This is a genomic window from Flavobacterium beibuense F44-8 (assembly GCF_000769915.1).
GTDB lineage: Bacteria > Bacteroidota > Bacteroidia > Flavobacteriales > Flavobacteriaceae > Flavobacterium > Flavobacterium beibuense.
Genome location: NZ_JRLV01000019.1, coordinates 35,649 through 58,410 on the forward strand (window position 1 = coordinate 35,649; position 22,762 = coordinate 58,410).

21 protein-coding genes are annotated in these 22,762 nt (G+C 38.1%); 10 read left to right on the forward strand and 11 right to left on the reverse strand.

The window, feature by feature from the left end; all coding sequences use genetic code 11:
- Together Q763_RS14070 and Q763_RS14075 are read right to left on the reverse strand one after the other, a co-directional pair.
- Positions 1-1,383, reverse strand: a complete 1,383-nt coding sequence (locus Q763_RS14070) for a sialate O-acetylesterase (protein ID WP_035135423.1) — start codon at positions 1,381-1,383, stop codon at positions 1-3.
- A complete protein-coding gene (locus Q763_RS14075; protein ID WP_035135425.1) occupies positions 1,376-2,476 on the reverse strand; it encodes an SGNH/GDSL hydrolase family protein in 1,101 nt (366 codons plus the stop codon). The genes Q763_RS14070 and Q763_RS14075 overlap by 8 nt, the downstream gene beginning before the upstream one ends.
- A 268-nt stretch (positions 2,477-2,744) precedes the next feature.
- Here Q763_RS14075 and Q763_RS14080 point away from each other — a divergent pair, with 268 nt between their 5' ends.
- The gene (locus tag Q763_RS14080; RefSeq protein ID WP_052123455.1) at positions 2,745-3,455 is read left to right on the forward strand and encodes an SRPBCC family protein; all 711 of its coding nucleotides are present in this window, start codon (positions 2,745-2,747) and stop codon (positions 3,453-3,455) included.
- A 12-nt stretch (positions 3,456-3,467) separates the two neighbouring features.
- On the opposite strand, the gene Q763_RS17855 is transcribed toward Q763_RS14080, so the two are convergent.
- From Q763_RS17855 to Q763_RS14095, 4 genes are all read right to left on the reverse strand, one after another.
- Entirely contained in the window at positions 3,468-3,638 is a 171-nt protein-coding gene (locus tag Q763_RS17855; protein ID WP_157499450.1) for a hypothetical protein, read from the reverse strand.
- Between the two features lie 77 nt (positions 3,639-3,715).
- Positions 3,716-3,982 carry a SemiSWEET family sugar transporter gene (locus Q763_RS14085; RefSeq protein ID WP_035135427.1) on the reverse strand — a complete coding sequence of 89 codons (267 nt, stop codon included), beginning with the start codon at positions 3,980-3,982 and terminating at the stop codon, positions 3,716-3,718.
- An 80-nt stretch (positions 3,983-4,062) separates the two neighbouring features.
- Complete coding sequence (locus Q763_RS14090) at positions 4,063-4,326, reverse strand: hypothetical protein (RefSeq protein WP_035135428.1); 264 nt, start codon at positions 4,324-4,326, stop codon at positions 4,063-4,065.
- 152 nt (positions 4,327-4,478) lie between these two features.
- On the reverse strand, positions 4,479-4,739 hold the full coding sequence (locus Q763_RS14095) for a hypothetical protein (RefSeq protein WP_035135430.1): 261 nt from the start codon (positions 4,737-4,739) through the stop codon (positions 4,479-4,481).
- A gap of 361 nt (positions 4,740-5,100) precedes the next feature.
- Between Q763_RS14095 and Q763_RS14100 the strand changes: the two genes are divergently transcribed.
- Positions 5,101-5,964, forward strand: coding sequence for a hypothetical protein (locus Q763_RS14100; protein WP_035135432.1), 864 nt, complete (start codon positions 5,101-5,103; stop codon positions 5,962-5,964).
- Here Q763_RS14100 and Q763_RS14105 read toward each other — a convergent pair.
- A complete protein-coding gene (locus Q763_RS14105) occupies positions 5,950-9,612 on the reverse strand; it encodes a metallophosphoesterase (protein WP_232297528.1) in 3,663 nt (1,220 codons plus the stop codon). The two genes, Q763_RS14100 and Q763_RS14105, sit on opposite strands and share 15 nt — an antisense overlap.
- A 92-nt stretch (positions 9,613-9,704) precedes the next feature.
- Between Q763_RS14105 and Q763_RS14110 the strand changes: the two genes are divergently transcribed.
- Positions 9,705-10,889: a Pycsar system effector family protein gene (locus Q763_RS14110; protein WP_035135437.1), complete on the forward strand. Its 1,185-nt coding sequence runs from the start codon at positions 9,705-9,707 to the stop codon at positions 10,887-10,889.
- Positions 10,890-10,896: 7 nt separating this feature from the next.
- Here the strand turns inward: Q763_RS14110 and Q763_RS14115 are convergent, their stop codons facing one another.
- The gene (locus Q763_RS14115; protein WP_035135439.1) at positions 10,897-13,272 is read right to left on the reverse strand and encodes a GAF domain-containing protein; all 2,376 of its coding nucleotides are present in this window, start codon (positions 13,270-13,272) and stop codon (positions 10,897-10,899) included.
- A 123-nt stretch (positions 13,273-13,395) separates the two neighbouring features.
- Here Q763_RS14115 and Q763_RS14120 point away from each other — a divergent pair, with 123 nt between their 5' ends.
- Genes Q763_RS14120 through hemL form a run of 3 tightly spaced genes read left to right on the forward strand, consistent with a single transcriptional unit; the run spans position 13,396 to position 16,477 of the window.
- Complete coding sequence (locus Q763_RS14120; RefSeq protein ID WP_035135441.1) at positions 13,396-14,283, forward strand: 1-aminocyclopropane-1-carboxylate deaminase/D-cysteine desulfhydrase; 888 nt, start codon at positions 13,396-13,398, stop codon at positions 14,281-14,283.
- A gap of 5 nt (positions 14,284-14,288) precedes the next feature.
- Positions 14,289-15,188 carry a glucosaminidase domain-containing protein gene (locus Q763_RS14125; RefSeq protein ID WP_035135557.1) on the forward strand — a complete coding sequence of 300 codons (900 nt, stop codon included), beginning with the start codon at positions 14,289-14,291 and terminating at the stop codon, positions 15,186-15,188.
- Between the two features lie 2 nt (positions 15,189-15,190).
- Positions 15,191-16,477, forward strand: coding sequence for a glutamate-1-semialdehyde 2,1-aminomutase (gene hemL, locus Q763_RS14130; RefSeq protein WP_035135442.1), 1,287 nt, complete (start codon positions 15,191-15,193; stop codon positions 16,475-16,477).
- 52 nt (positions 16,478-16,529) lie between these two features.
- Here hemL and Q763_RS14135 read toward each other — a convergent pair whose 3' ends face one another.
- Together Q763_RS14135 and Q763_RS14140 are read right to left on the reverse strand one after the other, a co-directional pair.
- Positions 16,530-16,886, reverse strand: coding sequence for a hypothetical protein (locus Q763_RS14135; protein ID WP_035135444.1), 357 nt, complete (start codon positions 16,884-16,886; stop codon positions 16,530-16,532).
- 83 nt (positions 16,887-16,969) lie between these two features.
- Entirely contained in the window at positions 16,970-17,410 is a 441-nt protein-coding gene (locus tag Q763_RS14140) for a hypothetical protein (RefSeq protein WP_035135446.1), read from the reverse strand.
- 108 nt (positions 17,411-17,518) lie between these two features.
- Between Q763_RS14140 and Q763_RS14145 the strand changes: the two genes are divergently transcribed.
- The 4 genes from Q763_RS14145 (at position 17,519) to Q763_RS14160 (ending at position 20,914) form a co-directional block, all read left to right on the forward strand.
- Positions 17,519-17,890 carry a hypothetical protein gene (locus tag Q763_RS14145; protein WP_232297529.1) on the forward strand — a complete coding sequence of 124 codons (372 nt, stop codon included), beginning with the start codon at positions 17,519-17,521 and terminating at the stop codon, positions 17,888-17,890.
- Positions 17,891-18,035: 145 nt separating this feature from the next.
- Positions 18,036-18,863: an MbnP family protein gene (locus Q763_RS14150; RefSeq protein WP_035135448.1), complete on the forward strand. Its 828-nt coding sequence runs from the start codon at positions 18,036-18,038 to the stop codon at positions 18,861-18,863.
- Between the two features lie 48 nt (positions 18,864-18,911).
- Positions 18,912-19,955 carry a cytochrome-c peroxidase gene (locus tag Q763_RS14155; RefSeq protein WP_035135450.1) on the forward strand — a complete coding sequence of 348 codons (1,044 nt, stop codon included), beginning with the start codon at positions 18,912-18,914 and terminating at the stop codon, positions 19,953-19,955.
- A gap of 5 nt (positions 19,956-19,960) precedes the next feature.
- Positions 19,961-20,914, forward strand: coding sequence for a transporter family protein (locus Q763_RS14160; protein ID WP_035135451.1), 954 nt, complete (start codon positions 19,961-19,963; stop codon positions 20,912-20,914).
- Positions 20,915-20,965: 51 nt separating this feature from the next.
- On the opposite strand, the gene lysS is transcribed toward Q763_RS14160, so the two are convergent.
- Complete coding sequence (gene lysS / locus Q763_RS14165) at positions 20,966-22,660, reverse strand: lysine--tRNA ligase (RefSeq protein ID WP_035135453.1); 1,695 nt, start codon at positions 22,658-22,660, stop codon at positions 20,966-20,968.
- Positions 22,661-22,762: the final 102 nt, after the last annotated feature.

Here is a 22,762-nt window from a genome sequence, read left to right on the forward strand (position 1 = left end):
TTATTCACTTAAAAAAGATGAGGCCGGTAATCCTGCACTGTTAAATAAATCGGGTTTAGCAGTGTTGTGCCAAGCATAACGTACAGTAACAGGTTCTTTTACCTTTTTGGATGAAACCACTACAGTATTGCCTTTTATGGTTGCTGTTGCCGGGTAAAACGTACCGTCTTTTCCGGCTACCTCAAACAGCTCTGATTTCTTTGAAGAAAAATGCAGTCCTTCGGCATAATCAAAACGTATAGTTATTTTATTTTTACTAATAGTGATATCTTTATAAAGCGGACCGTAAACTACTCCTGTATCAATACCATATTGTGATTTTAATACAAGGTTACCCAATCTTTCGCCTACGGTTCTCTTATCACGCGGGTGTATATCATCGGTAGGGCTAACATCGCCTACAACCACCATCCCGATTTTAGGAATTTCGTTAAGTACTTTGCGTTGTGAGTTACGTATTATTACACCTCCGTAAGTATCGTTCTCATAGTTAAACGGCGCTATTTGTATAAAATAGAAAGGGAAATCATCTCCCCATGCCTCACGCCATGATTTGATAAGTCCTGCCAGTGTTTTATCGTACACAGTACTACCTACATTGCTTTCTCCCTGATACCATATGGCACCTGCCAGTTTAAGGCCAACAAACGGATTTATCATGGTGTTATAGGTACGTCCCGGTTCTGTAGGGCCCCATGCAACCGGAGTAAGTTTTGCAGCGGCTTCGGCAAGTACAGCGTCTTTGGCAATATAATCTTCAGGCATCCATATCTCTGCCGGAGTACCACCCCAGCTGGAGTTAATGAGTCCTATCGGAACATCTTTCAAATCTTTTTGTAAGCGCTCACCAAAAAAGTAAGCTACAGCACTAAAGTATTTCATGGTTTCCGGAGTACATTCCTGCCAGTTACCCACAATGTTCATTTGAGGAGAAGTACCTGCTACCTTTGGAGCTGTAAAGAAACGTATGTTAGGGTAGTTGGCTTTTGCAATTTCAGCTTCGGCATTGTCTATTCCTATTGAGGCCGACCATTCCATGTTTGACTGCCCCGAACAGAACCATACCTCACCAATCATTATGTTTTTAATGGTAAGTTCGTTGTATCCTTTAAAATGCAGAGTGTAAGGTCCGCCTGCTTCAGGAGTTTTAAGTTTTACTTCCCAGTGAGCCTGATTATCGGGCTTGATTTTAATTTCCTCTTTAGACCATCCTACGGTAAGGGTAACATCTTCAAAAGGACTTGCCCATCCCCAAATGGTAACTTCGCTGTTGCGTTGCAGTACCATGTTGTCTGAAAAAAAGGAAGGCAATAATACGTTTGCTTTTGCTGCTCCTGTAATTAGCAAGATGAAAAGTGATAGGTAAAAGCTGATTTTATTCATTTAAAAGTGATTTTAAGAATGGAGCTAATTCATTTGCCATTTCCTGATGATCTTTTATATCAGGGTGATAACCACAACCGTGAGGAGTGATGTCGCTAAATTCAAAAACCTGAACCGGTTTATGTTTTTTATCGTCCTTATAGGCTGCCTGTATACGTTTAAGGCAGTTAGCAAATATTTTTGCTTTTTCTCCTTTAACCATTGGGCTGGTTAATAATACAATTTGTGTGTTAGGGGAGTGGCTGTAAACGGTTTTAATAAAGTTTACATAGCTTTTCACATACTTATCAGTATTAAACGGAAGCCTCTCTTTTTTACCGTCTCCGTCAGAGAAATCGTTTGTACCTAGTGCAATACAGGTAATGTCCGGATTAAACCCAAATTTATAAGGAACTGTTTTGTCAGAATTGTTCAGGTAGATGTTCTCGTACACATCAGGCATTATTTTTTCCTTTTCATGCTCATCGTTCCAGTTACGGTAAATACCGATACCCGAAACCGAACTTAAAACGAAATCGGCATTAAGTGTTCTTGAAGTAACAGGACCGTATGCAAAATAAGCATTATGTTGGTCAAACCATTCGCCCGTGCCACACGGAATTTCTTCGGTCTCGTTACCCATACCACAGGTAATGGAGTCGCCTATAAATTCGATTTTCTTTTTCCCCTTTTCTTTTTTGGTCTTTACAATATTTCCTTCGGCGCCAGAGAAGATAATACTTCCGTTTCCTGCTTCGGTAGCTTTGTAAACCGTTACCTTATGGATATCATTTTCACTACTTGGTATGTTTATAGAAACATTATCGGGTTTGATGTTTACTTTTTCTTTTCCCATGTATTTACCGTCAACTTCAATAGCAATATAATCATACTGGTTGTAGTTGTTAAGTGACTGTGCGTTAATGGTGCATTGAGAGCCTTTATAACTGAAGGTAACAGATGATCCCGGTCCTGCCAGTATTATCCTGTTATCTTCGGTTTTATCGGTACGTCCCTGTGTAATGTATAGGTTGGATTTTGAATTGGGTTTGCCTGCAGATAGTGCTAATGCAGAAACCAATAGTAAACAAAGTGTTTTTTGTAGTATATGCATGGTAATTTTTTATAAGAAAGTAAATGTAGGTAAAAATGACCATTTGCTTATGTATTATAATATCAATTCGTTATAAAATTTTATACATGTTGTATATTTTGATAAGGAGATTTATTAACTATGTAAAAACACCTCTTAAAAAATGTTAATAATTAAAAATGAGTTAATTAATAGGTTTCTGGTAGCTTTTTTGTGCTACTAAGGTTGTGTTAAAGTAATAAGAGTTTATTTTGGGCTTTAGTATTTTTAAGGTAAACAATACATACCTATGAAAAAGCTAAATGAAATAAACCTGCCTGCTGTTAAAAAGAACATTAGTGTGATGGAACAGTTGGTATCGGTATTGGGAGGTGGTTATCTTTTGTATGATTCGCTAAGGCATAAAAGGGGAGTGGCCGAATATGGAGCAGCAGCCTTTATGCTGTTTAGAGGGATTAGTGGTTTTTGTCCGGCAAGCGAATTAGGACATCGACTGTTGGATAAAAATTACAGGCATAATTCAAATGTGAATATACATACCCGAATGGTGATTGATAAGCCTATTGATGAGGTGTATGATTTTTGGCGAAACCTAAACAATTTGCCGCTTTTTATGGAACACCTTAAAAGTGTGGAAACAATAAGTGATACAACATCCAAATGGGTGGCTGTATTGCCGGGCGGATTGGGTACTGTACAATGGGAGGCAGAAATTGTAGGTGAAGAAGCTAACCGTTTTATAGGTTGGCAATCATTACCGGGAGCAGAAATTAAGAATGCTGGGAAAGTACAGTTTAAGGATGCCGGTGAATTAGGTACGCTTATACATATTACCTTTTCTTATCATGCTCCGTTTGGTACTATGGGACAGGAAATAGCCAAGTTACTTACACCTGCCTTTGAGAAAACAATACGTGAAGATATAGCTGCCTTTAAAAGTTATATGGAAACAGGCAGGGTAAATAAAACCAAAAAGAAGCAGTCAAGAATTTATTCTTAAACAAGGGGCAGGTTAATCGGTACAAAAATCTTCCGGATTGTACTCGTGCTGTAATCCCGGACTGAATTTTTCCTTTATTCTTCTGTGTCTTGGTTCGTTGCCGGCATGAATTTGCTCTTTACTAGCGTTTAAAGCTACTTCATTGTTAAGGTAGCTGTTATGGCTTTTGTCTGGTTGGTTCATGGTAATATTTTTTTGGATATGTAAGGTAATGAATTTATTTTTAATGAGTTATGTTGATTTTGATTGTTAATACAGGCTTAACCTGATTTACTTTTTACAAACAGTTTCATAAACAGTATTACCCCACACAGACTACCGGCAACGGCATTGGCTAGTATTATGGGAATGTCTTTTCTTAATATTCCATATATAACCCATGATATCATTCCTGCAAAAAGCAGGGCGTATGTAGCTGCCGAAAGGCTTTTTGTTGACTTTGTTTTTATAACTTTAATAGCCTGCGGTATATTGGCTCCTGTGGTCAATATGGCAGCAATTAGTCCCAGTATTTGAGTATAATTCATTTTTCAGGATGTTAGATTTAGTGCAAAAATAAAGGCTGTTTAAACAGCCTTTTTACCATGGTTAATGAGTTTTGTTACTTTTACATATAACCGTCTTTATCGGGATGGTTATCAGTTCGTGTAATGTGTTTACTCTGATCGTAATAATGATGATGATGTGGATGATGATGTGCGATGTCTTTCCTTACCTGCTTAGGGAAGGTTGCAAGTTCCTGTGGATTTACTTTTGCCGGGTCTTCGTATGGTAAATATTCATAACCCCACATTTTACCATACATGTTTACGCCTTCATTTGGTGCGCCCTGATTGCCTGGATCCTGACGCCCGAAAAATTCATTTGCCATAATCGCTTAAAATTTAATTAGTTAAATATAATAAAAAATTAACGATTTGACAACTTTTCAATGTTAATAATGTATATATGTAATATAATTATTATAAAAAGTAATAATATTTTAATATAGAAGTGTTAAAAAAGCCCGCATAGGGCTTTTTTCTACATATAACTGTCTTTTTCAGGGTTATCACTAGTATTTGTAATGTTACGACCGCTTCTTACAGCCGATTGTTTTCTGTTGGTCATATGGTTTTCCCTTTCCTCTTCCAAGTCTGGATCTTCGTTTTTTTTCTGTTTAGGAAAAGTAGCCAGTTCCACCGGATTTATAATTGCCGGATCGTTTGTAGGGATTAATTGTTCATCCGGATTGTTTAGTGCATTGTCAGGTTTGTTTTCCCTTCTTTTATCATCATTTGCCATAATTTTCAAATTTTAATGGTTATTAATTTTTAGTACAATATTACTGTGATTGCTACTATAAAGTTACCAAAAGCTTTACGGGTTAAATGATAATATTTTTGTAATTAACTCATCATTAACAGGTTGTGTGTTTATGTGGCATTTTATCCCAAAAAAACTACATTTTAACGTTTTTTTTGTGGAACACTCGGTCTGTATAAATTACAAGTGTATGTTTGTGACAGGTTAGTTACGCAGAATTATTTTTTTCCAATTTGATTTAATCATAGGACACATTGATTTTTTTAGTAGTTGTGCCATCGGCTTTTTAGCCGATGGTTTTTTATTTATAACTTTACTGTATTAATAAAGTATACAGTTTATGAAAATCGTGTTTTACCTCCTGTCCCTGTTTTTACTTTCCTGTAATTGTAATGATGTCCTGCAGGAAAAGGGTAAGCTTGAACTTAAAGAAGCTTCGGGTATTGAGTATATACACGAAACCGGAAAACTATGGGTACTTGAAGACAGCGGAAACAAAAACAATCTTTACAGTATAGATGAGAATGGGAAAACCGAAAAGAAACTAAAAATCACCAATGCCAAAAACAAGGACTGGGAAGATTTAACTTCTGATAAGGAAGGAAACATCTATATAGGTGATTTCGGTAATAATGATAACGACAGGAAAGATCTTGCTATCTATAGGGTGGATAAAGAAGAACTGGAAAAGAAAGAAGCAAAATCATCTTACAAGGTTTCGTTTTATTACCCTGAACAAAACGGATTTCCGCCAAAGCGTTCCAAAATGCTTTTTGATGTGGAAGCCTTTTTTGAATTTAACGACAATTTTTACTTATTTACCAAAAACAGAAGTGCTAAGTTTGACGGGACTTTTTTTGTATACAAAGTGCCTAATAAAGAAGGGGAGCATGCAGCGCAACGTATTGCCGAATTGAATAGCTGCAAAGTGTACAGTAAATGTGCTATTACGGCTGCAGATATTAGTCCTGATGGCAAAACGGTGGCACTTTTGTCGTCTGACAAAGTATGGTTGATTACCGATTTTGAGAATGATAATTTTAAACAGGAAAACATGACGCAATACCCTTTGGGACATATGTCCCAAAAGGAAGGTATTTGTTTTAAGGATAAGTATACCCTTTATATTGTTGATGAAAAAGACAGTAAGGCAGGAGGTTACTTATATGAGGTAGGGATGGAAAGATTATTAAAATCCGAATAATAACCCAAAGGCTACCCTGCCACCATCTGACCCGTGGAAGTAGAATGCTTTTGCCGTAAGGGCATCTACACCGTTTATCCATAATCCACCACCGGCAGACTGATGCCACTTTCTTGAATCATCGTTTTCTACCCATACGCGCCCGTAGTCATATCCGCCAAATATTCCGTATTTGAAAGGAATAATACTGCTCCTGAAATTCCCAAGGGTAAGTCTTAAATCAGTGCTCTGTAAGTAAGATTCCTTACCTGTAAAACGTTGATTCCTGTAACCGCGTAAGTCATTATCGCCACCAAGTGTAGCTGCCTGATAAAACTCAAAATTATTATTAAACAGTACATGCCCTTTAAAAGTAGTGGCAAATACAAGGTTCTCATCACGGGTGATCCTGTGGGTAAAGCCTAAAACACTTTGTACATGCGGGAAATTCCTTTCAGCCTGATCTAAGCTCATTGTCCATCCGCCCGATATAGAGAACAACATTCCCATAGCAGGAAGTGATTTTATGTCATAATTTTCAAATTTGTACTTACCGTTTATAGTGGCATATTGCCTGTGTTCCTGTAAATAATCAGGTATTACACCGGGCCAACTAACAAAGCGGTTGTTGCTTTCTTCCACCTCAATAGTTCTGAACATGGTGTGTACTTCAAAGTAACTGCCGTTTGGGGTTTCTTTAAAAAGGGCAGGAGCTACGCTAAAGGTTTGCAGTTTTACCCTGTTGTAGTTCATGCCCAATTTGTCGTCGTCGTTAATAGTTTGATTTCCGTAACCAAAGAAATTAATACTATAGGTAGGGCTTGTAAAGTGGGCATTAAAACCAAAATTCCACTTACTGGCTACATTCATAAACTGACCTGTGTAATCAAGCTCAAAACCTCCAGTAGCAAAGTACAGGTTGGCTTTAACGGTATGCTTGCGCGAAAAGGGCCTGCGGTTAAAACTGTTTACAGTATAGTTAGCAATCAATCCTAACTTAAAGCCGTCATCAGGGTTGTAGCCTACAGTTGGTAAACCGGTATAGGCGTTAAATGCAGGTTTTTTAAAGTTGTATGTATTGGTTTCATAATCATCGGTTAATAACAACTTGGTTTTGCCGTCTACTTCATAAGTGTTTTTTTTACTTTTAAAGTCGTATATCTTAACCTTTTTACCGTTTTCAACAATGTATTTGTCGTTGTTTTGACCACCAAGCAAACGAACAAGTATTGGTTGCTCGGGTTTGCCTTTTACCTCAAAAATATCATCGTCGTCAAGACCGTATATCCAAAGTTCTTTGGTTTGTTTACGGTTGTATGTGTTGTCGCTAATAAGTTCTTCGTGGTGTTTTTTGATACTGTATATCTGTACCCTTGTTTGCCCTTCTGAAAGTCGGGTAATTACAAAGTGCTCATCTTTATCGGTCCCTGTAATGAGTACGGTTCTCAATAAAACAGCACGGTATTCCAGTGCATATTTTTCTACATCTTCCCGTCTTTTCTTTAGATTAGATTTGATTTCCTCGATAGTTTCATCCTGTACTTCCGGCGGAAGTTTACTAAAGGCTTCATCGATTACTTTATCTGTAAGGTTTGTTTTCAGGTAGCGGGCTTCTTCAAGCCATTCCTGTTCACTGGAGTTTCTTATAAGTGCCATATCCATAGGGTAAGGCTCAAAAGCAAGCCATTTTACACTTCTAATATGGTCTTTATAATCCTGCATGTAACGAAGTGACGGGATGTTCATAATAAGAGGTAATAACACGCCTTCGTAGTTAGGAAATGCCTGATCACGGTCACGTGGTATGGGTCTGTAAATTACACTGTCATTCTCGTTAAAACGTGACCAGCGCCATTGGTCAGTATGCCTGTCCCAGTCACCTATAAGCATATCAAATAGCCTTACACGAATAAACGCTTTTTCGTCTATCGTGTACTTCGGACTCTTTCTTAGGTGTTCCAATACGTCATCAGTACTTTCAATGTCGTCAGGGCTGCCAAAGCTTTTCAGGTTTTTAAATTCACCCATTGGTCGCTCTTCCACCATATATAGGGCATTACCATAGTCAGCATTGTATTCCTGTAAAGCGGTCTGTTTAGGTATGTAAAACAATTCGGGATTTGTATGGTAAATACCCAAAGATTCCTGCATATCTCCTATAATAAATGGAGTGTATGGGTGAGACGAGGTGTAAAAATCCATAAGGAAAGCCTCAGTAAGAGTATTGTTGAAATCATCTCCTATGTATTTGGTTTTGAAGGCAACAGTTTGTAAAAAACGATCGGCGCTTTTCTTTAATCCCCTCATAACATACTCCCTACCTTGTGGACCCTGTAACCTTACCGAAAGCGACTGGTGTCCGCCACCTTCCCTAATAGGTGTAACTCCTCCGTATAGGGTGTCCAGATTAACGGTGTTTGCTTCAATAGGCATACTAAAGTATTTACGATAGTAATTGCCAAACAGAAATTTATAAAATCCGCTTTTTTGGGTCATTTCGGGAGTGTATACCGATGCTTTTACCTTTGCAGGAAAATTAGAGTCAAACTTTTCGGCGATATATTTCTTTGGTCTTGGTCTTGTAATGTATTTTTCAAATACTTTATTCTCAACGTCGTCTTTAACGGCATAGTAAGTTACTTTAGAGGTGTAAGTATCATATATGTCCAGTACGGCATACCCTGATCCTCCATAAGAAAAGTCCTGAGGGTTTACGGTAGTGGCTGCTTCAGCTTTAGATCCTGCACCACTTATAATCTGGTTGATATTGTCTTTATAGATGTATTGCAAATTGTGGTCGTGGCCTGAAACCACTATTACATTGTCTTTGCCCTGAACAAGTGTTTTTATTCTTTTGGTAAGTGCATTATACTGTCTTCCCTGTATATCCTGTGGACTAACACCCGATGTTTTCCTGATCAAATTTAAAAACAATCCCAGTACCGGTAACGGAATGTCGCTTTCCAGCGGGAAAAGTTGTTTTCGTAATGAGAAGTATCCGCCGTGCGAACCATTAGTCATTAAAGGGTGATGAATGGCAAGTATAACAGTTTTATTCTGGTTTTTATTTAGTAGGCTTTCCAGTTCGTTTAGCATGGCGTCGCGGGTTTTAATATCGCAATCGTCATTAATAGTAGGGTAACGGTCCCAGTCTTCAATAAACCATTGGCTGTCTATGGCTATTACGGTAAGGCTGTCGTTTATTTTAAGGTCGTCTATCCCACAACCATTTCCGGGTAAGTAAGCTTTTTTCTGGTCAAGGTAATCTTTTACAAAATCTTCCTGTTCCTCAAGGCCTTTCAGTCCGCTATACCAGTCGTGGTTACCCGGTATAAAATGAGTTGTCCCTGTAAAAGATTCAGATAGTTTTAGCTGAAACGTAAGGCTTTCTTCGGCAGCTTCTCTTCCTTTTTCACCTTTTGCAGGCATGCCATGCGGGTAAATATTATCGCCAAGATAAAACAGGGAAGTGTTTTCGCCTGTTTCCTGTAGTTTTTCTTTGGCATAAGCCAGTACCTGTTGTGAGTTAGGGCGTGCAGCATAGCCCGCATCTCCTATAAGTACAAAGCGGTGAGATATTGTATAGTTAAGTGTATCCTTTATAGGGAATTTAAAAGCTTCTTTCCCATATTTAGCTTCATAGGAAGCGCATGAAAAGAGGGTGAACACAATAAAAACGGGTAACAGGAGTTTAATATTTCTGCACCTTATAATGTTAACCAAAAAGAATTTCATAATTTGGTAGTGTTAATTGCATACTTATGAATGTTGTCCAAAAAGCCGAAAGCTACGTTTTTAACTTATTCAAAGATAAACTATCTCCCGATTATATTTACCATAATTTCATCCATACTTTACGTGTAGTAAACAATACAGAGGTTATTGCCGGTAATGAAAATGTAACCGTAGAGGAAGAAGAACTGCTTTTGCTGGCAGCATGGCTTCATGATACAGGCTACATTGTGAGCGACTTGGGTCATGAGGAAGAGAGTGCTAAAATAGCTGAAGCTTTTTTAAAGGAGAATGGGTATGACGAAACTAAAATAGCTAAAATACAGTCGCTTATTAAGGTAACTAAGCTTGGCGTTGAACCCCAAAACCATTTAGAGAAAATAATTAAGGATGCTGATTGTTCGCATTTTGCAGATAAGGATTACTGCAGGCTTTCAGAACTGCTTAGGGCCGAATGGAAGTTAACCCACAATAAAAGCTTTACTGATTTAGAATGGGCTACCATAAACAGGGGAGTGTTGCTAAACAAACACCGCTTTTTTACGGCATATGCCCAAAGGGAACTTCAGCCGTTAAAAGAAGCTAATATTACAGAACTGCAAAACGTAATCAACAAGCTGGAAAAAGGCAATAAAAAGAGTGCTAAAGAAAAAATAAATCAGAAAAAACTGGAAAAACTGGATAGGCCTGAGCGTGGTATTGATACCATGTTTAGGGTGACACTTAATAATCATACCCGATTAAGTGATATAGCCGACAGTAAGGCGAATATCCTGCTTTCGGTTAATGCGATTATTATTTCCATTTCACTTTCTACCTTAATTCCTAAACTTGATAGTCCTAACAATGCCCATCTTATTATACCTACACTGGTAATGATGCTGTTTGCAGTGGTTTCTATTGTGTTTGCTATACTCTCTACAAGACCTAAGGTGACCAGTGGTACTTTTACCCGTAAGGATATTGAGGATAAAAAGGTAAATCTGTTATTTTTTGGTAATTTCTATAAAATGCCTCTTGACGAGTATGAGTGGGCAGTAAATGAGTTAATGAAAGACAGGGATTATCTGTATAATTCTATGATAAAAGACCTGTACTTTCTGGGGAAGGTACTCCACAGAAAGTACAAGCTTTTAAGAATAACCTACACTATTTTCATGATTGGGATAATAGTATCGGTAGGCTTGTTTATATATGCGTTTAAAATGATGTAGCGTAAAATTATTTCGTAGTCATTTCTTTTAAAAGGTCCTGGTAACTGTATGTTCCCGATGCGTCGGTTTCATCATAAATGATTTCTACCCTTAATGCTCTTAGCCCGGTAACACCCTGTAGGTCTTCTACCTCAAAATTTTCAATGGTCTTGCCCAGCATATTTTTATGCTGCAGGTATTTAATGTATCTCCTGTATTCGGCTTCTTCCTGTTTTTGGGAGTACACTATAGTGATTTTGCCCTGCTGTGTAATCCTTTCCTGAGTGCCTTTAATGTACGACTTGTCGATACGTTTTTTAACCACCTCATAGCGGGCATTATAAGTGCCGTCTACATCAAAACGTTTTTCGTCCATCCTGAAACGTATTGATATAGGGGTACTGAAAACCAGTATCAGTGAAGTGACATCAAGGTCATATGGAAGGGTAGGGCGAAGTTTATGGTATTCATTTTCCATTTCGCACATGGCCTGTAACTGCCATAACCTAAGGTTGTTTAGGTATAACGGATTATAAGACAGTTTAGGGGCTATAGAGGCGCCTATGTACAGGTTGTGTTCTACACCATCGGTTTTAAAGCGCTCATAGTAATGTGGGAAGAATGACTGGGCTTCGGCCTGTTTTTTGTCCAGCACCTCGGCCATTTTCTTATTGATTACAGAAAGGGCATCGTCAAAGTCCTTACGGTTTTCATAAACCATTTTTACCTTACCGTCAAGGCTTTCAAAATATTCTGAAATCCTTTCGTGTATCTTGGCATTAGTGGTGTCAAAATGTTTAAGCAGTACATGGATTTCATTAATTATATATCCCTGTACTACCGCTTCGGTATCGGCTTTAAGCTCATGCTTAAGATCGTCCTGTATTTTTTCCAGTTCATAGGTGTGTTGCTCGATAAGCGGAAGCTTCTCGATCTCATTAATGAAACGGAACAGCACAATTAGTTTTTCAATCTGACGAATAAGGTCTTTCTCGGTCGATTCGTTACGTGCTGTAGATGAGCCTTTAATGTCAATTTGTCCGTAAAGAGGATATACCTCTTTAAAGATGATTTCTTTGTAGGCTAAGTCAGGATTGTTACCTGCCTTAATATGTGCAAGTGCTTCTTCTCTAAATTTCCAGTAAACACTATTATGTATTGCGGTATACTCATTTTGAATAATAGCATCAATTTCGTTTTGAAGCTCAGAGTAATATCTTTCAAGTGTGTCGGTAAGGAACGGGAGTATGTAATTAAGTTTAATGGCATTAATACTATTAAGCTCTTTTGGTTTAGAAGAAACAAGCTCAATAAAGCCCAACATCCTGTCGTTTTTAATGATAGGAGCCAGTATGCAGCTTTTTATATTTTGTTCCAGTAACCTGTCGGCAAAACGTGTATCTTCAGGATTATTAGTTCTGTAAGCTTCTACATCAGATATGATGAGCTGTTGTTTTTCTCCCATCATGTTTTTCAGGGTAGAATCACAAAACAGTTTATTACAGTTCATTTCCTCACAATCTTTAAGAATGTGACTTTTAACATCCTTAAAGGATGCCATAGTGAAAACCTGATCGTCTTCGTTTACTTCGGTAAAACCGATTTTCAGGTCGGGTACTTTGTATATCGACTTAAAAATGCTTTCAATATCATCCTTAATTACTTCTTTAAACTCATTAGGTAATAAAAGGTTAGATTTAAGGTTAGATATGGCATTCTCTACAGTAGCGTCAAATAGCGATATTATACCAAAACCTTTAGAGATCCAGCTGTTTTGCGGGAATTTCTCTTTCCACAACTCCAGGTTGTCAAAATTATCTATAAGTATATCTACATCTTCCTGTGTTATTTTTATGGCTTTGTCTGTAGGGATAATTTCAAGGAAATCCGCATTATATAATATGCGGTAATGTTTCATTATACCCTCGGCATCAGGTATATCGTAGAACAAAGGCTTGCTGAAGTCAAAATTATAGCCATAATACATGTTTAAAATTAAACAACAGCAAAAAACATAAAACTGATGGTCGTCAAAGTTTCTTATTTCAATGTCAAAATCCTCACCGGCATTTTCAAGTATTTTATTAAAACGTTCGGTATGGTTAAAGGTGATGTTGAAAAAAGGTATTGCAGCCGCTTTTATCTCATTATGAGTAAGGGCTGTCGGGAATAGGTCGGCCAGCAGGTTTTTTATAAGTAGCTTGTGCTTTTCAAGAAGCGCAAGATCGGTAATACCCTCGCGAAGTTCCGGGAAAGGCTCAGTGTGTCTAAGTAAGGCTTTAGCGTAGTCTGATCTGTAATCAACGTCCGATTCTGCTATTTCTTCGAGTTTTTCCAGTACTTTATGAAAGGATATCCGCGCAATTAAAGGGGTACATATTTCTTTTGAGCAGTCCATTTTCATGTGTGTAAAAAGTATATCAAAGTTACAAAATTTTAAGATACAGTTTAGAAAAGGCTATGTTTAACACAATTCATGATGTTTTTTAGATATTTTGTACTTATTTTGTGGTGTCTTTTTTGTTTTATGAACCAAACGGTACAAATTCGATTTCCAAAGAATATACATCTCGCCATAAAACGGGAAGACCTCCTTCACCCCTATATATCCGGTAATAAATTCAGGAAGCTTAAGTACAATGTACAGGAAGCCCAAAGGCAGGGTAAAACCATGATGCTTACCTTTGGCGGAGCTTACTCTAATCATATTGCGGCTACAGCAGCGGCAGGGAAAGAGTACGGACTTAAAACACTGGGTGTGATAAGAGGGGAAGAGCTTACCGGAAAGGTTAATGATAACCCTACGCTGAGTTTTGCCAGAGATTGCGGAATGGAATTTGAGTTTGTAACGCGTGAGGCCTACAGGCAGAAAACCGAAGAAACGTTTATTGAGACTCTAAGACAGAAGTTTGGTGATTTTTATTTAGTGCCCGAAGGTGGTACTAATGACTTTGCTGTAAAAGGATGCGAAGAGATATTGACACTAGATGATACCGAGTTTGATTACATTGCCTGTGCTGTTGGTACGGGTGGTACAATATCGGGTATTGCCAATAGTGCCGAAGACCATCAAAAAGTGCTTGGGTTTCCGGCTTTAAAAGCAGATTTATCTGCCGATATTGCTAAATTTGCCATAAAGGATAACTGGCAACTGATAACGGATTATCATTTTGGCGGTTATGCCAAAACCGATGAAAGCCTTATAGCTTTTATTAATGATTTTTATGCTAAAACAAATATACCTTTAGATCCGGTGTATACGGGAAAAACGGTTTTTGGCGTTATAGATATGATTGAAAACGGATATTTCCCGGAAGGTTCCCGTATACTGGTTATACATACCGGAGGGCTGCAGGGTATAGCCGGAATGAATAAACAATTACATAAAAAAGGATTGCTTACAATTAAAACCTGATGCAAATGATGAAGAAAATTTTAGTTTTATTTTTACTTGGTTTAGTGGCTAGCTGCGGCTCACACAAATCACGCATTCAAACCACTAAAGACGGAACTGCTAAGCACAGGAAAAAAGACAAAAAATCAAGGTCTAAAATAAGTACTACTGATTCCCGTAAGGCTACGGCTTCAAATTCATCTAAAATCGAAACACTTGAGTCCAGCTCAAAAACAGTAGTGTATGCTGATGTGGTTAGTAATTATATTAATACCTTCAAATCAACAGCAGAAGATAATATGAGGCGTCACGGCATACCGGCAAGTATTACGCTGGCTCAGGGTATATTGGAGTCTGGTGCAGGTAGGGGTACACTTTGTGTTACTGCTAATAACCATTTTGGAATAAAATGCCATACCGATTGGGACGGAGATAAAGTATATCATGATGATGATGCTAAAGGTGAATGTTTCAGGAAATATGATGACCCTGCGGGCTCGTATGAAGATCACTCATTATTCCTTACTACCAGAAAGCGTTATGCTTCGCTTTTTGAATTAGATCCCGATGATTATAAAGGATGGGCGCACGGACTTAAAAAAGCCGGTTATGCTACAGATCCTAAATATCCTAATAAACTGATTGATCTTATTGAACGCTATAACCTTGATGCTTTTGATGCTGAGGTACTAGGCAAAAAAGGCAAGCATCGTAGAGAAGTTGAAAAAGAAATAGAAAAGAACAGGGAAGGGGCAGTGGCTCAAACATCGTCACCTTCACGTTCTTCAAAAACATATAAGGTAATGCAGGGAGATACTTTGTATTCCATTTCAAAAAAACATAACCTGACAGTAGACGAGCTTAAGAAATTGAATGATTTATCAAGCAATGCAATTTCTATAGGACAGATTTTAAAAGTTAAATAAACATGTTATATCAAAGAAGCAGCCAGCTGTTTGCTGAGGCTGAAAAAGTGATTCCGGGAGGTGTAAACTCTCCGGTACGTGCATTTAAATCGGTAGGGGGTACCCCAATTTTTGTAAAAGAGGCAAAAGGGGCTTACCTGTATGATGAAGACGGTAACCGATTAGTAGATTATATTAACTCATGGGGACCTATGATTTTAGGTCATGCCTATGAGCCTGTAGTAAATGCAGTTATAGAAAGAGCTAAAAAAGGAACCTCGTTTGGTACGCCTACAGCTTTGGAAACCGAAATTGCCCAACTGGCAGTGAGTATGGTTCCTAATATTGATAAAATTCGTTTTGTAAACTCGGGTACTGAGGCATGTATGAGTGCTGTAAGGCTTGCCAGAGGGTATACGAAGCGTGAAAAGATTATAAAATTTGCAGGATGTTACCATGGGCATTCCGACTCGTTTTTAATACAGGCGGGTAGTGGTGCAGTAACTTTTGGTTCCCCAAACAGCCCGGGTGTAACTCAGGGAACAGCAAAAGATACTTTACTGGCTACATACAATGATTTACAAAATGTAAAAGATTTGTTTGAAGCTAATAAGGATGAGATTGCAGCTATTATCATAGAGCCTGTTGCAGGTAATATGGGTTGTATACCTCCGGCAGAAGGTTTCCTGCAGGCGTTAAGAGAGGTTTGTGATGCAAACGGTGCCTTGTTGATTTTTGATGAGGTTATGACCGGTTTCCGTCTGGCAAAAGGTGGTGCGCAGGAACTGTTTGGAGTTAAGGCCGATATTGTAACTTTCGGTAAGGTTATAGGTGGCGGACTTCCGGTAGGCGCTTTTGCAGGAAGAAATGAAATAATGAATTACCTTGCTCCGGTAGGACCGGTATATCAGGCAGGTACGCTTTCGGGTAATCCATTAGCAATGGCAGCCGGACTTGAAATGCTTAAGGCTTTGAATAGTGATGAGGCAATATTTAGCAGGCTTGAAGAGAAAACTGCTTACCTTGAAAAAGGTATTCGTGAAAAACTTACAGAGGCTAATTTAGCTTATACTATAAACAGGAGAGGTTCTATGATTTCGGTTCACTTTGATGCTAATCCGGTAACTGATTTTAAAACGGCGGCGAACGGTGATAACGAAACGTTTAAGAAGTTTTTCCACGGTTTGCTTAAGGAAGGTGTTTATATAGCGCCATCGGCTTATGAGACCTGGTTTATTACTGATGCTCTTACGTATGAAGATCTTGATTTTACAATCAATGCTATTGAAAAAGTAGCAAAAGAGTTATAATAAAAAAACTCCCTGAAAAGGGAGCTTTTTTATTTTTAGTATTTATATACTATTAATGACTTAAAACTTTAAGTAAGCCCGGTGCAGCAGCAAGTTTTTTGTTTTGCTCTGGTGTTAGTGTAGAAGTAATTTTAGACTCAACAGATTCAGCTAAAATATCTTTACGCTCCTGGCTTAAGTCGTGAGATAAAACCTCGTGCTTGTAAGTGAAAAGCTTAATGAAAGCATCTTCCTGATTTCCTTCAAGAGCAACAACCTCTTTTAAAGCTTTAAGATCTTTCTCTGCAGATGCTTTGAAAGTCTCTTGGCTTTGAGTTGCAACTACTTGGTTAGACGGAGCTTTTTTCTGGGCATTGGCGTTAAGACCGAAAGCCAGCATTACAACGAATAAAGCAATTATTTTTTTCATGATTAAACTGGTTTTTGTTTAGTGTTATGTACGCCAAATCTAATTAATTTATAAAACAACTCAAAACTTTAACAGAAAAAAAATTATCTTCTCTTTTCTTTTTTTAAGTTTTTACGTCGGTCTTTAAAATTATCCTTTCTTTTTTCGTGCATTTTTTGCCATTTTTCAAACTGTTCGTCATTTAATACCTTTTTCATTTCGGCTTTCATGGCAATCTGTTCGTCTAGTTTTTTGCTTTGCATGGCAAACCTTTCGTCTTTAGTTGGCACTTTACCTGCTTCCCTGTCGGCTTTATGTTTAGCCATTTCGGTTTCGGCTTTTTTATTTCGGTCTAAAACCAGTTTTTGTATGTCAGCCTTTTGCTTGTCTGTAAGGTCTAGTTCAAGAGTCATCTTTTTAACCTGAAGTTCGGTGCGCTGTTCTGCAGTTAGTTTTTGTCTTTCTCCATGATGTTCACCTCTTCCCGGTTGTGCAAATACACCTGTGCTAACACATAATACTACTGCTAAAATCCATGTTTTCATAATCTTATTTTTTTAAGTTACATACTGTTAAGACATTTTTAAAAAGAAAAAGTTTAAAATGTTGCGTGAAAATTTTTTCAATAAGTCTGTTGGCAGTACTTTTGTGTCGTGAAAAAATTAGTAATCATATGTTCTATGGTAATATTCTTTAAGCCGCTTATACCGGTTTTTGAATATGTTTTGAACTATGACTATATTGCTAATGAACTTTGTGAAAACAAAGCAAAGCCCGAACTTCACTGTAACGGTAAATGTCACTTAATGAAGGAGCTTGCTAAAGCCGCCGAAGACGAAAAACCGGTATCAAACAAAAAGACTTCACATCAGGAAACTGAAGTATTATTTTTTCAGGATTCATTTGATTTTACTTTCAATACTGTAGTGCTTCAGCCTATAGAGAAAGTTGCAATTCCTTATACAAATCTGTATTCTCATAATAATACAGGAACTGTATTTCATCCGCCCACATTTATTGGTTAAATAACTATGTAATCAGGCAACACAATATGTTTAGTGTGTGCTTAAGGTGCTATGCGGTTATGTTATAACTGTAGTAGTGCAATTGGTCTGCGTGTACTTTTATGCGTGGCCGGGAAACATATATAAACGTAACAAATAAATTAAAATGAAATTTCAGTTAAAAAACACCATAGCCATATTGGCACTTACTTTCTTTTTTGTATCATGTAGTAGCGACGACGATTCTTCTTCGGTTGCCGAAGGAACATCGGGCGATGTAGAGTTGTATTTTGATAACGGTGTTAATGGTGATGCCCTTATATTGGGGAGTACCTATACAAATTCTAACGGAGAGAGCTTAACAATTAACAGGCTTAACTATATAATAAGCAATATAGTGCTTATTAAGGCAGACGGTACTGAATATACTTACCCAAAAGAAGAAAGCTATTTTGTTATTAGTGCCGAAGGAAACTTACTAACCGCTCATTTAGAAAATGTACCAGCCGGAGATTATACTCAGCTTAAGTTTGGTATTGGTGTAGATGAGCAACGTTATCTACAGGGAGAAACGGCTCAGCAGAGTTTTTGGGATTTAGCTACAGAATACAATCTTACATGGACATGGTCTACAGGATACCGTTTCATAAATTTTGAAGGGACTTATACTTCACCTGAGGTTGATGGTGAGAAAGCTTTCCAGGTGCATCAGGGGAGTAATACAGCTACCGATAATTACAGGGAGGTTACCTTATCACTGCCTACTACTGCAAGAGTTAGGGAAGGTGAAATGCCTAACATACACCTAAAAACCGATGCCAATGTAATTCTTGACGGAGTAAACAAAATAAAGCTGGCAGATAATATCAATGAGGCACAAACAGCTACGGCTATTATGGGAGGTGAAAATCTTATAACTATTGCCGAAAACACGCTGAATATGTTTGTTGTAGATCACGTTCATAACGGAGGTAACTCAAGCCACGAAGACTAATTGTTAATGCCTTGCTGTATTTGGTATGGCAAGGCTAACTTTTTTAATATGAGAACAATTATTCTAACCTTTTTAATAGGGTGTTTTTTCGTGTCGTGTTCTAAAGAAGAGGAGTATACCGAAGTTGATAAACCACTGAATTTTCAGGTTCCTTCAAATTTTCCACCCTTAGCACAGGGTGTATCCCATAATATGCTTACAGAAAAAGGCTTTGAGTTGGGAAGGAAACTTTTTTATGACGGACGGTTATCTGCCGATAATACTATTTCATGCTCTTTTTGCCATGAGCAAGGGTATGCTTTTACACATCATGGACACGATTTTAGTCACGGGATATACGATCAGGTAGGGACGCGTAATGCTCCGGCGGTTCAAAATATGGCTTTCCAAAGTGAATATTTTTATGACGGAGCTTCAAACAGTATCGAGATGCTTTCCATAGTGCCTATTCATAATCCAAAGGAAATGGATGAGACTCTGCAGGGGATAGCTGAAAAGCTGATGCAGGATGCTGAGTATGTAAAGCTCTTCGGGCTTGCTTTTGAGGATAAACAGGTTTCATCGGGTAATATATTAAAGGCGCTTGGGCAGTTCATGACTATGATGGTTTCGGCCAACTCCCGTTATGATAAGCATGTACGTAATGAACCGGGAGGTGACTTTACCAGTCAGGAAGAACAGGGTATGGCACTGTTTCAGCAAAAATGTGCCATGTGTCATAAAACCGATTTGTTTACCGATAGTGCTTTCAGGAATAACGGACTTCCGCCTAATCCAAATCTTAATGATTTAGGTAGGGAAATAGTAACCGGTTTTACGACCGACAGGTATAAGTTTAAAGTTCCCAGCCTGCGTAATGTGGAGTTAACTGCTCCTTATATGCACGATGGTCGCTTTGGCTCGCTACAGTCGGTGCTTAATTTTTACGCTAACGGGGTTACTGATTCCGAAACATTGGACAATGAGTTAAGGCATGAAGACGTTTTAGGTATCCCGCTTACACAGGAAGAGAAAGATGCTCTTGTAGCTTTCCTGAAAACATTAACTGATGAGGAGTATATCAATAATCCTCTGTTTTACTATCAAACTTAATTAAAATGAAAAAATATATAATAGGTGTATTGCTTTTGGTTACTCAGTGTTTTTATGCGGAGACAGTAAGAGATACGCTTTATCCAAACTTTAGGCAGTATGCTTATGAGTTTGAAGATTTTTGTGATGCCTGTGGCTGTTCTGCCAGTGGCGGAAGTATGGGGTTTAGTTCTATGCTCGATCAAAACTTTGTTGGTTTGCGATATATGTATCAAAGCTACTCCAGTCGTGAGGGTATATTTAATAACTCCCCCTGGATAGACGAGAACTTTAATACCATGCAGGTATGGGCTAGAATTCCGATGTTTAGAAATTTTCAGGTAACGGCATTGGTGCCGTACCATTTTAATAACCGTGCGCCATCAACAGGAAAACAAACTATTGATGGTATAGGTGATATTACGGTGTTAGGTATGTATACGGTATATCAAACCAAAACAGATACGGTGAACTATAAACATACGCTTCAGGCAGGTGTAGGAGTGAAAGCTCCAACCGGAGAATATAACGGAAGTAATAACGGGAGTGTAAACCCAAGCTTTCAGTTAGGTACAGGTAGTTGGGATTATATGCTTGCAGCCGAATATATTCTTAAAAAAGGGAATTATGGGTTTAATACCATGCTTAACTATACTTTTAAAACCGAAAACAATCAAAACTATCAGTTTGGTAACCAGTTTAATTATGGTGGGACTTTGTTTTATATGATAAAAGGGCAGAAGATGATAACGGTACCTCAAGTGGGTGTGGCTGGTGAAGTATATGCTTCAAACAGACAGTATGGTGAAGATGTTCCTGATACTAAAGGTGATATCTTTTTTGCTAAGGCAGGGGTAGAGGCCGGTATGGGTAAGTTTTCATTAGGTGTCAATGCAATGGTTCCGATGAATCAAAACCTTACGGGAGGTAAGGTGGAAGCCAACTACAGGCTGGCAGTTAATATTAACTATAGCTTATAAAAAAAGGAACCTTATCGGTTCCTTTTTTTATACATATATATAATAGATGTATTATCCTTTAAACTCCACAGTTTTTATATCGCCTTCAACAACAACTTTTACAAGTCCGTGTTTAGATAAACCTTTCATGGCAGCATCCCATTTTTTACCGCTTAGTCCGGCTTCGGTTTTTAAAGCTCCCAGTTCAATAGAATTATTGGCTTTAAGTATTTCGGTAATCAGCTTTTCGTCTTCGGTTAGTTCAGGTCCTTTTTTCTCAGGTCTCATTTGAGGGAAGAACAATACTTCCTGTATAGACTGGTTGTTGGTTAAGAACATAATTAACCTGTCCATACCAATACCTAAACCTGACGTAGGAGGCATACCATATTCTAAAGCTCTAAGGAAATCAAAATCAATAAACTGACCTGCTTCATCATCACCTCTTTCGGCAAGTTTAAGTTGTGCTTCAAAACGCTCTCTCTGGTCAATAGGATCGTTAAGTTCTGAATAGGCGTTGGCGATTTCTTTACCACAAACCATAAGCTCAAAACGCTCGGTTAGTTCAGGGTTATCACGGTGTTCTTTACAAAGCGGACTCATTTCTTTAGGGTAATCGGTAATGAACGTTGGCTGAATGAAGTTGCCTTCACATTTCTCGCCAAAAATCTCATCAATAAGTTTTCCTTTACCCATGGTTTCATTTACGTCGATTCCCATGCCTTTTGCAGCCTCAAATATTTCGGCTTCCGTTTTTCCGGTAATATCAAATCCGGTAAACTGTTTAATGGCATCTGTCATAGTAACACGGGCATACGGAGCTTTAAAGTCTACCGTGTGTTCGCCAAATGTGGTAATAGTAGTTCCGTTTACTGCTGTTGCACAATGCTCAAGCAGGTTTTCGGTAAACTCCATCATCCAGTTGTAGTCTTTGTAAGCTACATATATTTCCATAGCCGTAAACTCAGGGTTATGGGTTCTGTCCATCCCTTCGTTACGGAAGTTTTTACTAAATTCATAAACCCCGTCAAAACCACCTACTATAAGTCTTTTAAGATAAAGCTCGTTAGCAATCCTCATGTATAGAGGAATATCTAAAGAGTTGTGGTGAGTAACAAACGGTCTTGCGGCAGCACCACCCGGTATTGGCTGTAATACTGGAGTTTCAACTTCAAAGTAACCTTTGTCGTTAAAGAAGCTTCTCATGGCGTTAAAAAGTTTTGTTCTCTTAACAAATACTTCTTTCACCTGAGGGTTAACCACTAAGTCTACATAACGCTGGCGGTAACGAAGTTCAGGGTCATTAAAACTGTCATATACTTTACCGTCAGCATCTGTTTTTGGCATTGGTAACGGTCTAAGAGTTTTGCTTAGCAGGGAGAAGTCGGTTACACGTACTGATTTTTCTCCTACCTGAGTAGTGAAAAGCGTGCCTTCTACGCCTATAAAGTCACCAAGGTCAATAAGTTTTTTAAATACCTCGTTGTATTTGGTTTTATCTTCACCAGGGCAAATTTCATCCCTGTTTATGTATATCTGTATACGTCCTTCGCTATCCTGAATTTCGGCAAAAGAAGCCTTTCCCTGAATACGGAAAGACATCACACGGCCTGCAATAACAACCTTCTTGCCTTCAGCAAAATCTTCCTTCACCTGTTTAGATGTGTGGTCTACAGGAAATAGGTTAGCGGGATACGGATTGATGCCGAGGTTTCTCAGCGTGTCCAGTTTTTCTCTACGAATGATTTCTTGTTCTGAAAGCTGCATGTTATTAATGTTTTTTTAAGCCCGCAAAGATAGTGATTATTAATAAATAATCAATTTGCATTTTTAACTGTATCAGTGCTTTTTGTTAGGTTTTAAAAATAT

What these genes read in the sequence shown, in the direction of transcription:
- Q763_RS14095 (WP_035135430.1), bottom strand. Translation starts at nt 4,739, where the DNA reads ATGGCAAATGATGATAAAAGAAGGGAAAACAAACCTGACAATGCACTA.
- Q763_RS14155 (WP_035135450.1), top strand. Translation starts at nt 18,912, where the DNA reads ATGAGAACAATTATTCTAACCTTTTTAATAGGGTGTTTTTTCGTGTCG.
- Q763_RS14140 (WP_035135446.1), bottom strand. Translation starts at nt 17,410, where the DNA reads ATGAAAACATGGATTTTAGCAGTAGTATTATGTGTTAGCACAGGTGTA.
- Q763_RS14100 (WP_035135432.1), top strand. Translation starts at nt 5,101, where the DNA reads ATGAAAATCGTGTTTTACCTCCTGTCCCTGTTTTTACTTTCCTGTAAT.
- Q763_RS14070 (WP_035135423.1), bottom strand. Translation starts at nt 1,383, where the DNA reads ATGAATAAAATCAGCTTTTACCTATCACTTTTCATCTTGCTAATTACA.
- Q763_RS14090 (WP_035135428.1), bottom strand. Translation starts at nt 4,326, where the DNA reads ATGGCAAATGAATTTTTCGGGCGTCAGGATCCAGGCAATCAGGGCGCA.
- lysS (WP_035135453.1), bottom strand. Translation starts at nt 22,660, where the DNA reads ATGCAGCTTTCAGAACAAGAAATCATTCGTAGAGAAAAACTGGACACG.
- Q763_RS14125 (WP_035135557.1), top strand. Translation starts at nt 14,289, where the DNA reads ATGATGAAGAAAATTTTAGTTTTATTTTTACTTGGTTTAGTGGCTAGC.
- Q763_RS14085 (WP_035135427.1), bottom strand. Translation starts at nt 3,982, where the DNA reads ATGAATTATACTCAAATACTGGGACTAATTGCTGCCATATTGACCACA.
- Q763_RS17855 (WP_157499450.1), bottom strand. Translation starts at nt 3,638, where the DNA reads ATGAACCAACCAGACAAAAGCCATAACAGCTACCTTAACAATGAAGTA.
- Q763_RS14150 (WP_035135448.1), top strand. Translation starts at nt 18,036, where the DNA reads ATGAAATTTCAGTTAAAAAACACCATAGCCATATTGGCACTTACTTTC.
- Q763_RS14120 (WP_035135441.1), top strand. Translation starts at nt 13,396, where the DNA reads ATGAACCAAACGGTACAAATTCGATTTCCAAAGAATATACATCTCGCC.
- Q763_RS14075 (WP_035135425.1), bottom strand. Translation starts at nt 2,476, where the DNA reads ATGCATATACTACAAAAAACACTTTGTTTACTATTGGTTTCTGCATTA.
- Q763_RS14115 (WP_035135439.1), bottom strand. Translation starts at nt 13,272, where the DNA reads ATGAAAATGGACTGCTCAAAAGAAATATGTACCCCTTTAATTGCGCGG.
- Q763_RS14110 (WP_035135437.1), top strand. Translation starts at nt 9,705, where the DNA reads ATGAATGTTGTCCAAAAAGCCGAAAGCTACGTTTTTAACTTATTCAAA.
- Q763_RS14160 (WP_035135451.1), top strand. Translation starts at nt 19,961, where the DNA reads ATGAAAAAATATATAATAGGTGTATTGCTTTTGGTTACTCAGTGTTTT.
- Q763_RS14080 (WP_052123455.1), top strand. Translation starts at nt 2,745, where the DNA reads ATGAAAAAGCTAAATGAAATAAACCTGCCTGCTGTTAAAAAGAACATT.
- Q763_RS14135 (WP_035135444.1), bottom strand. Translation starts at nt 16,886, where the DNA reads ATGAAAAAAATAATTGCTTTATTCGTTGTAATGCTGGCTTTCGGTCTT.
- hemL (WP_035135442.1), top strand. Translation starts at nt 15,191, where the DNA reads ATGTTATATCAAAGAAGCAGCCAGCTGTTTGCTGAGGCTGAAAAAGTG.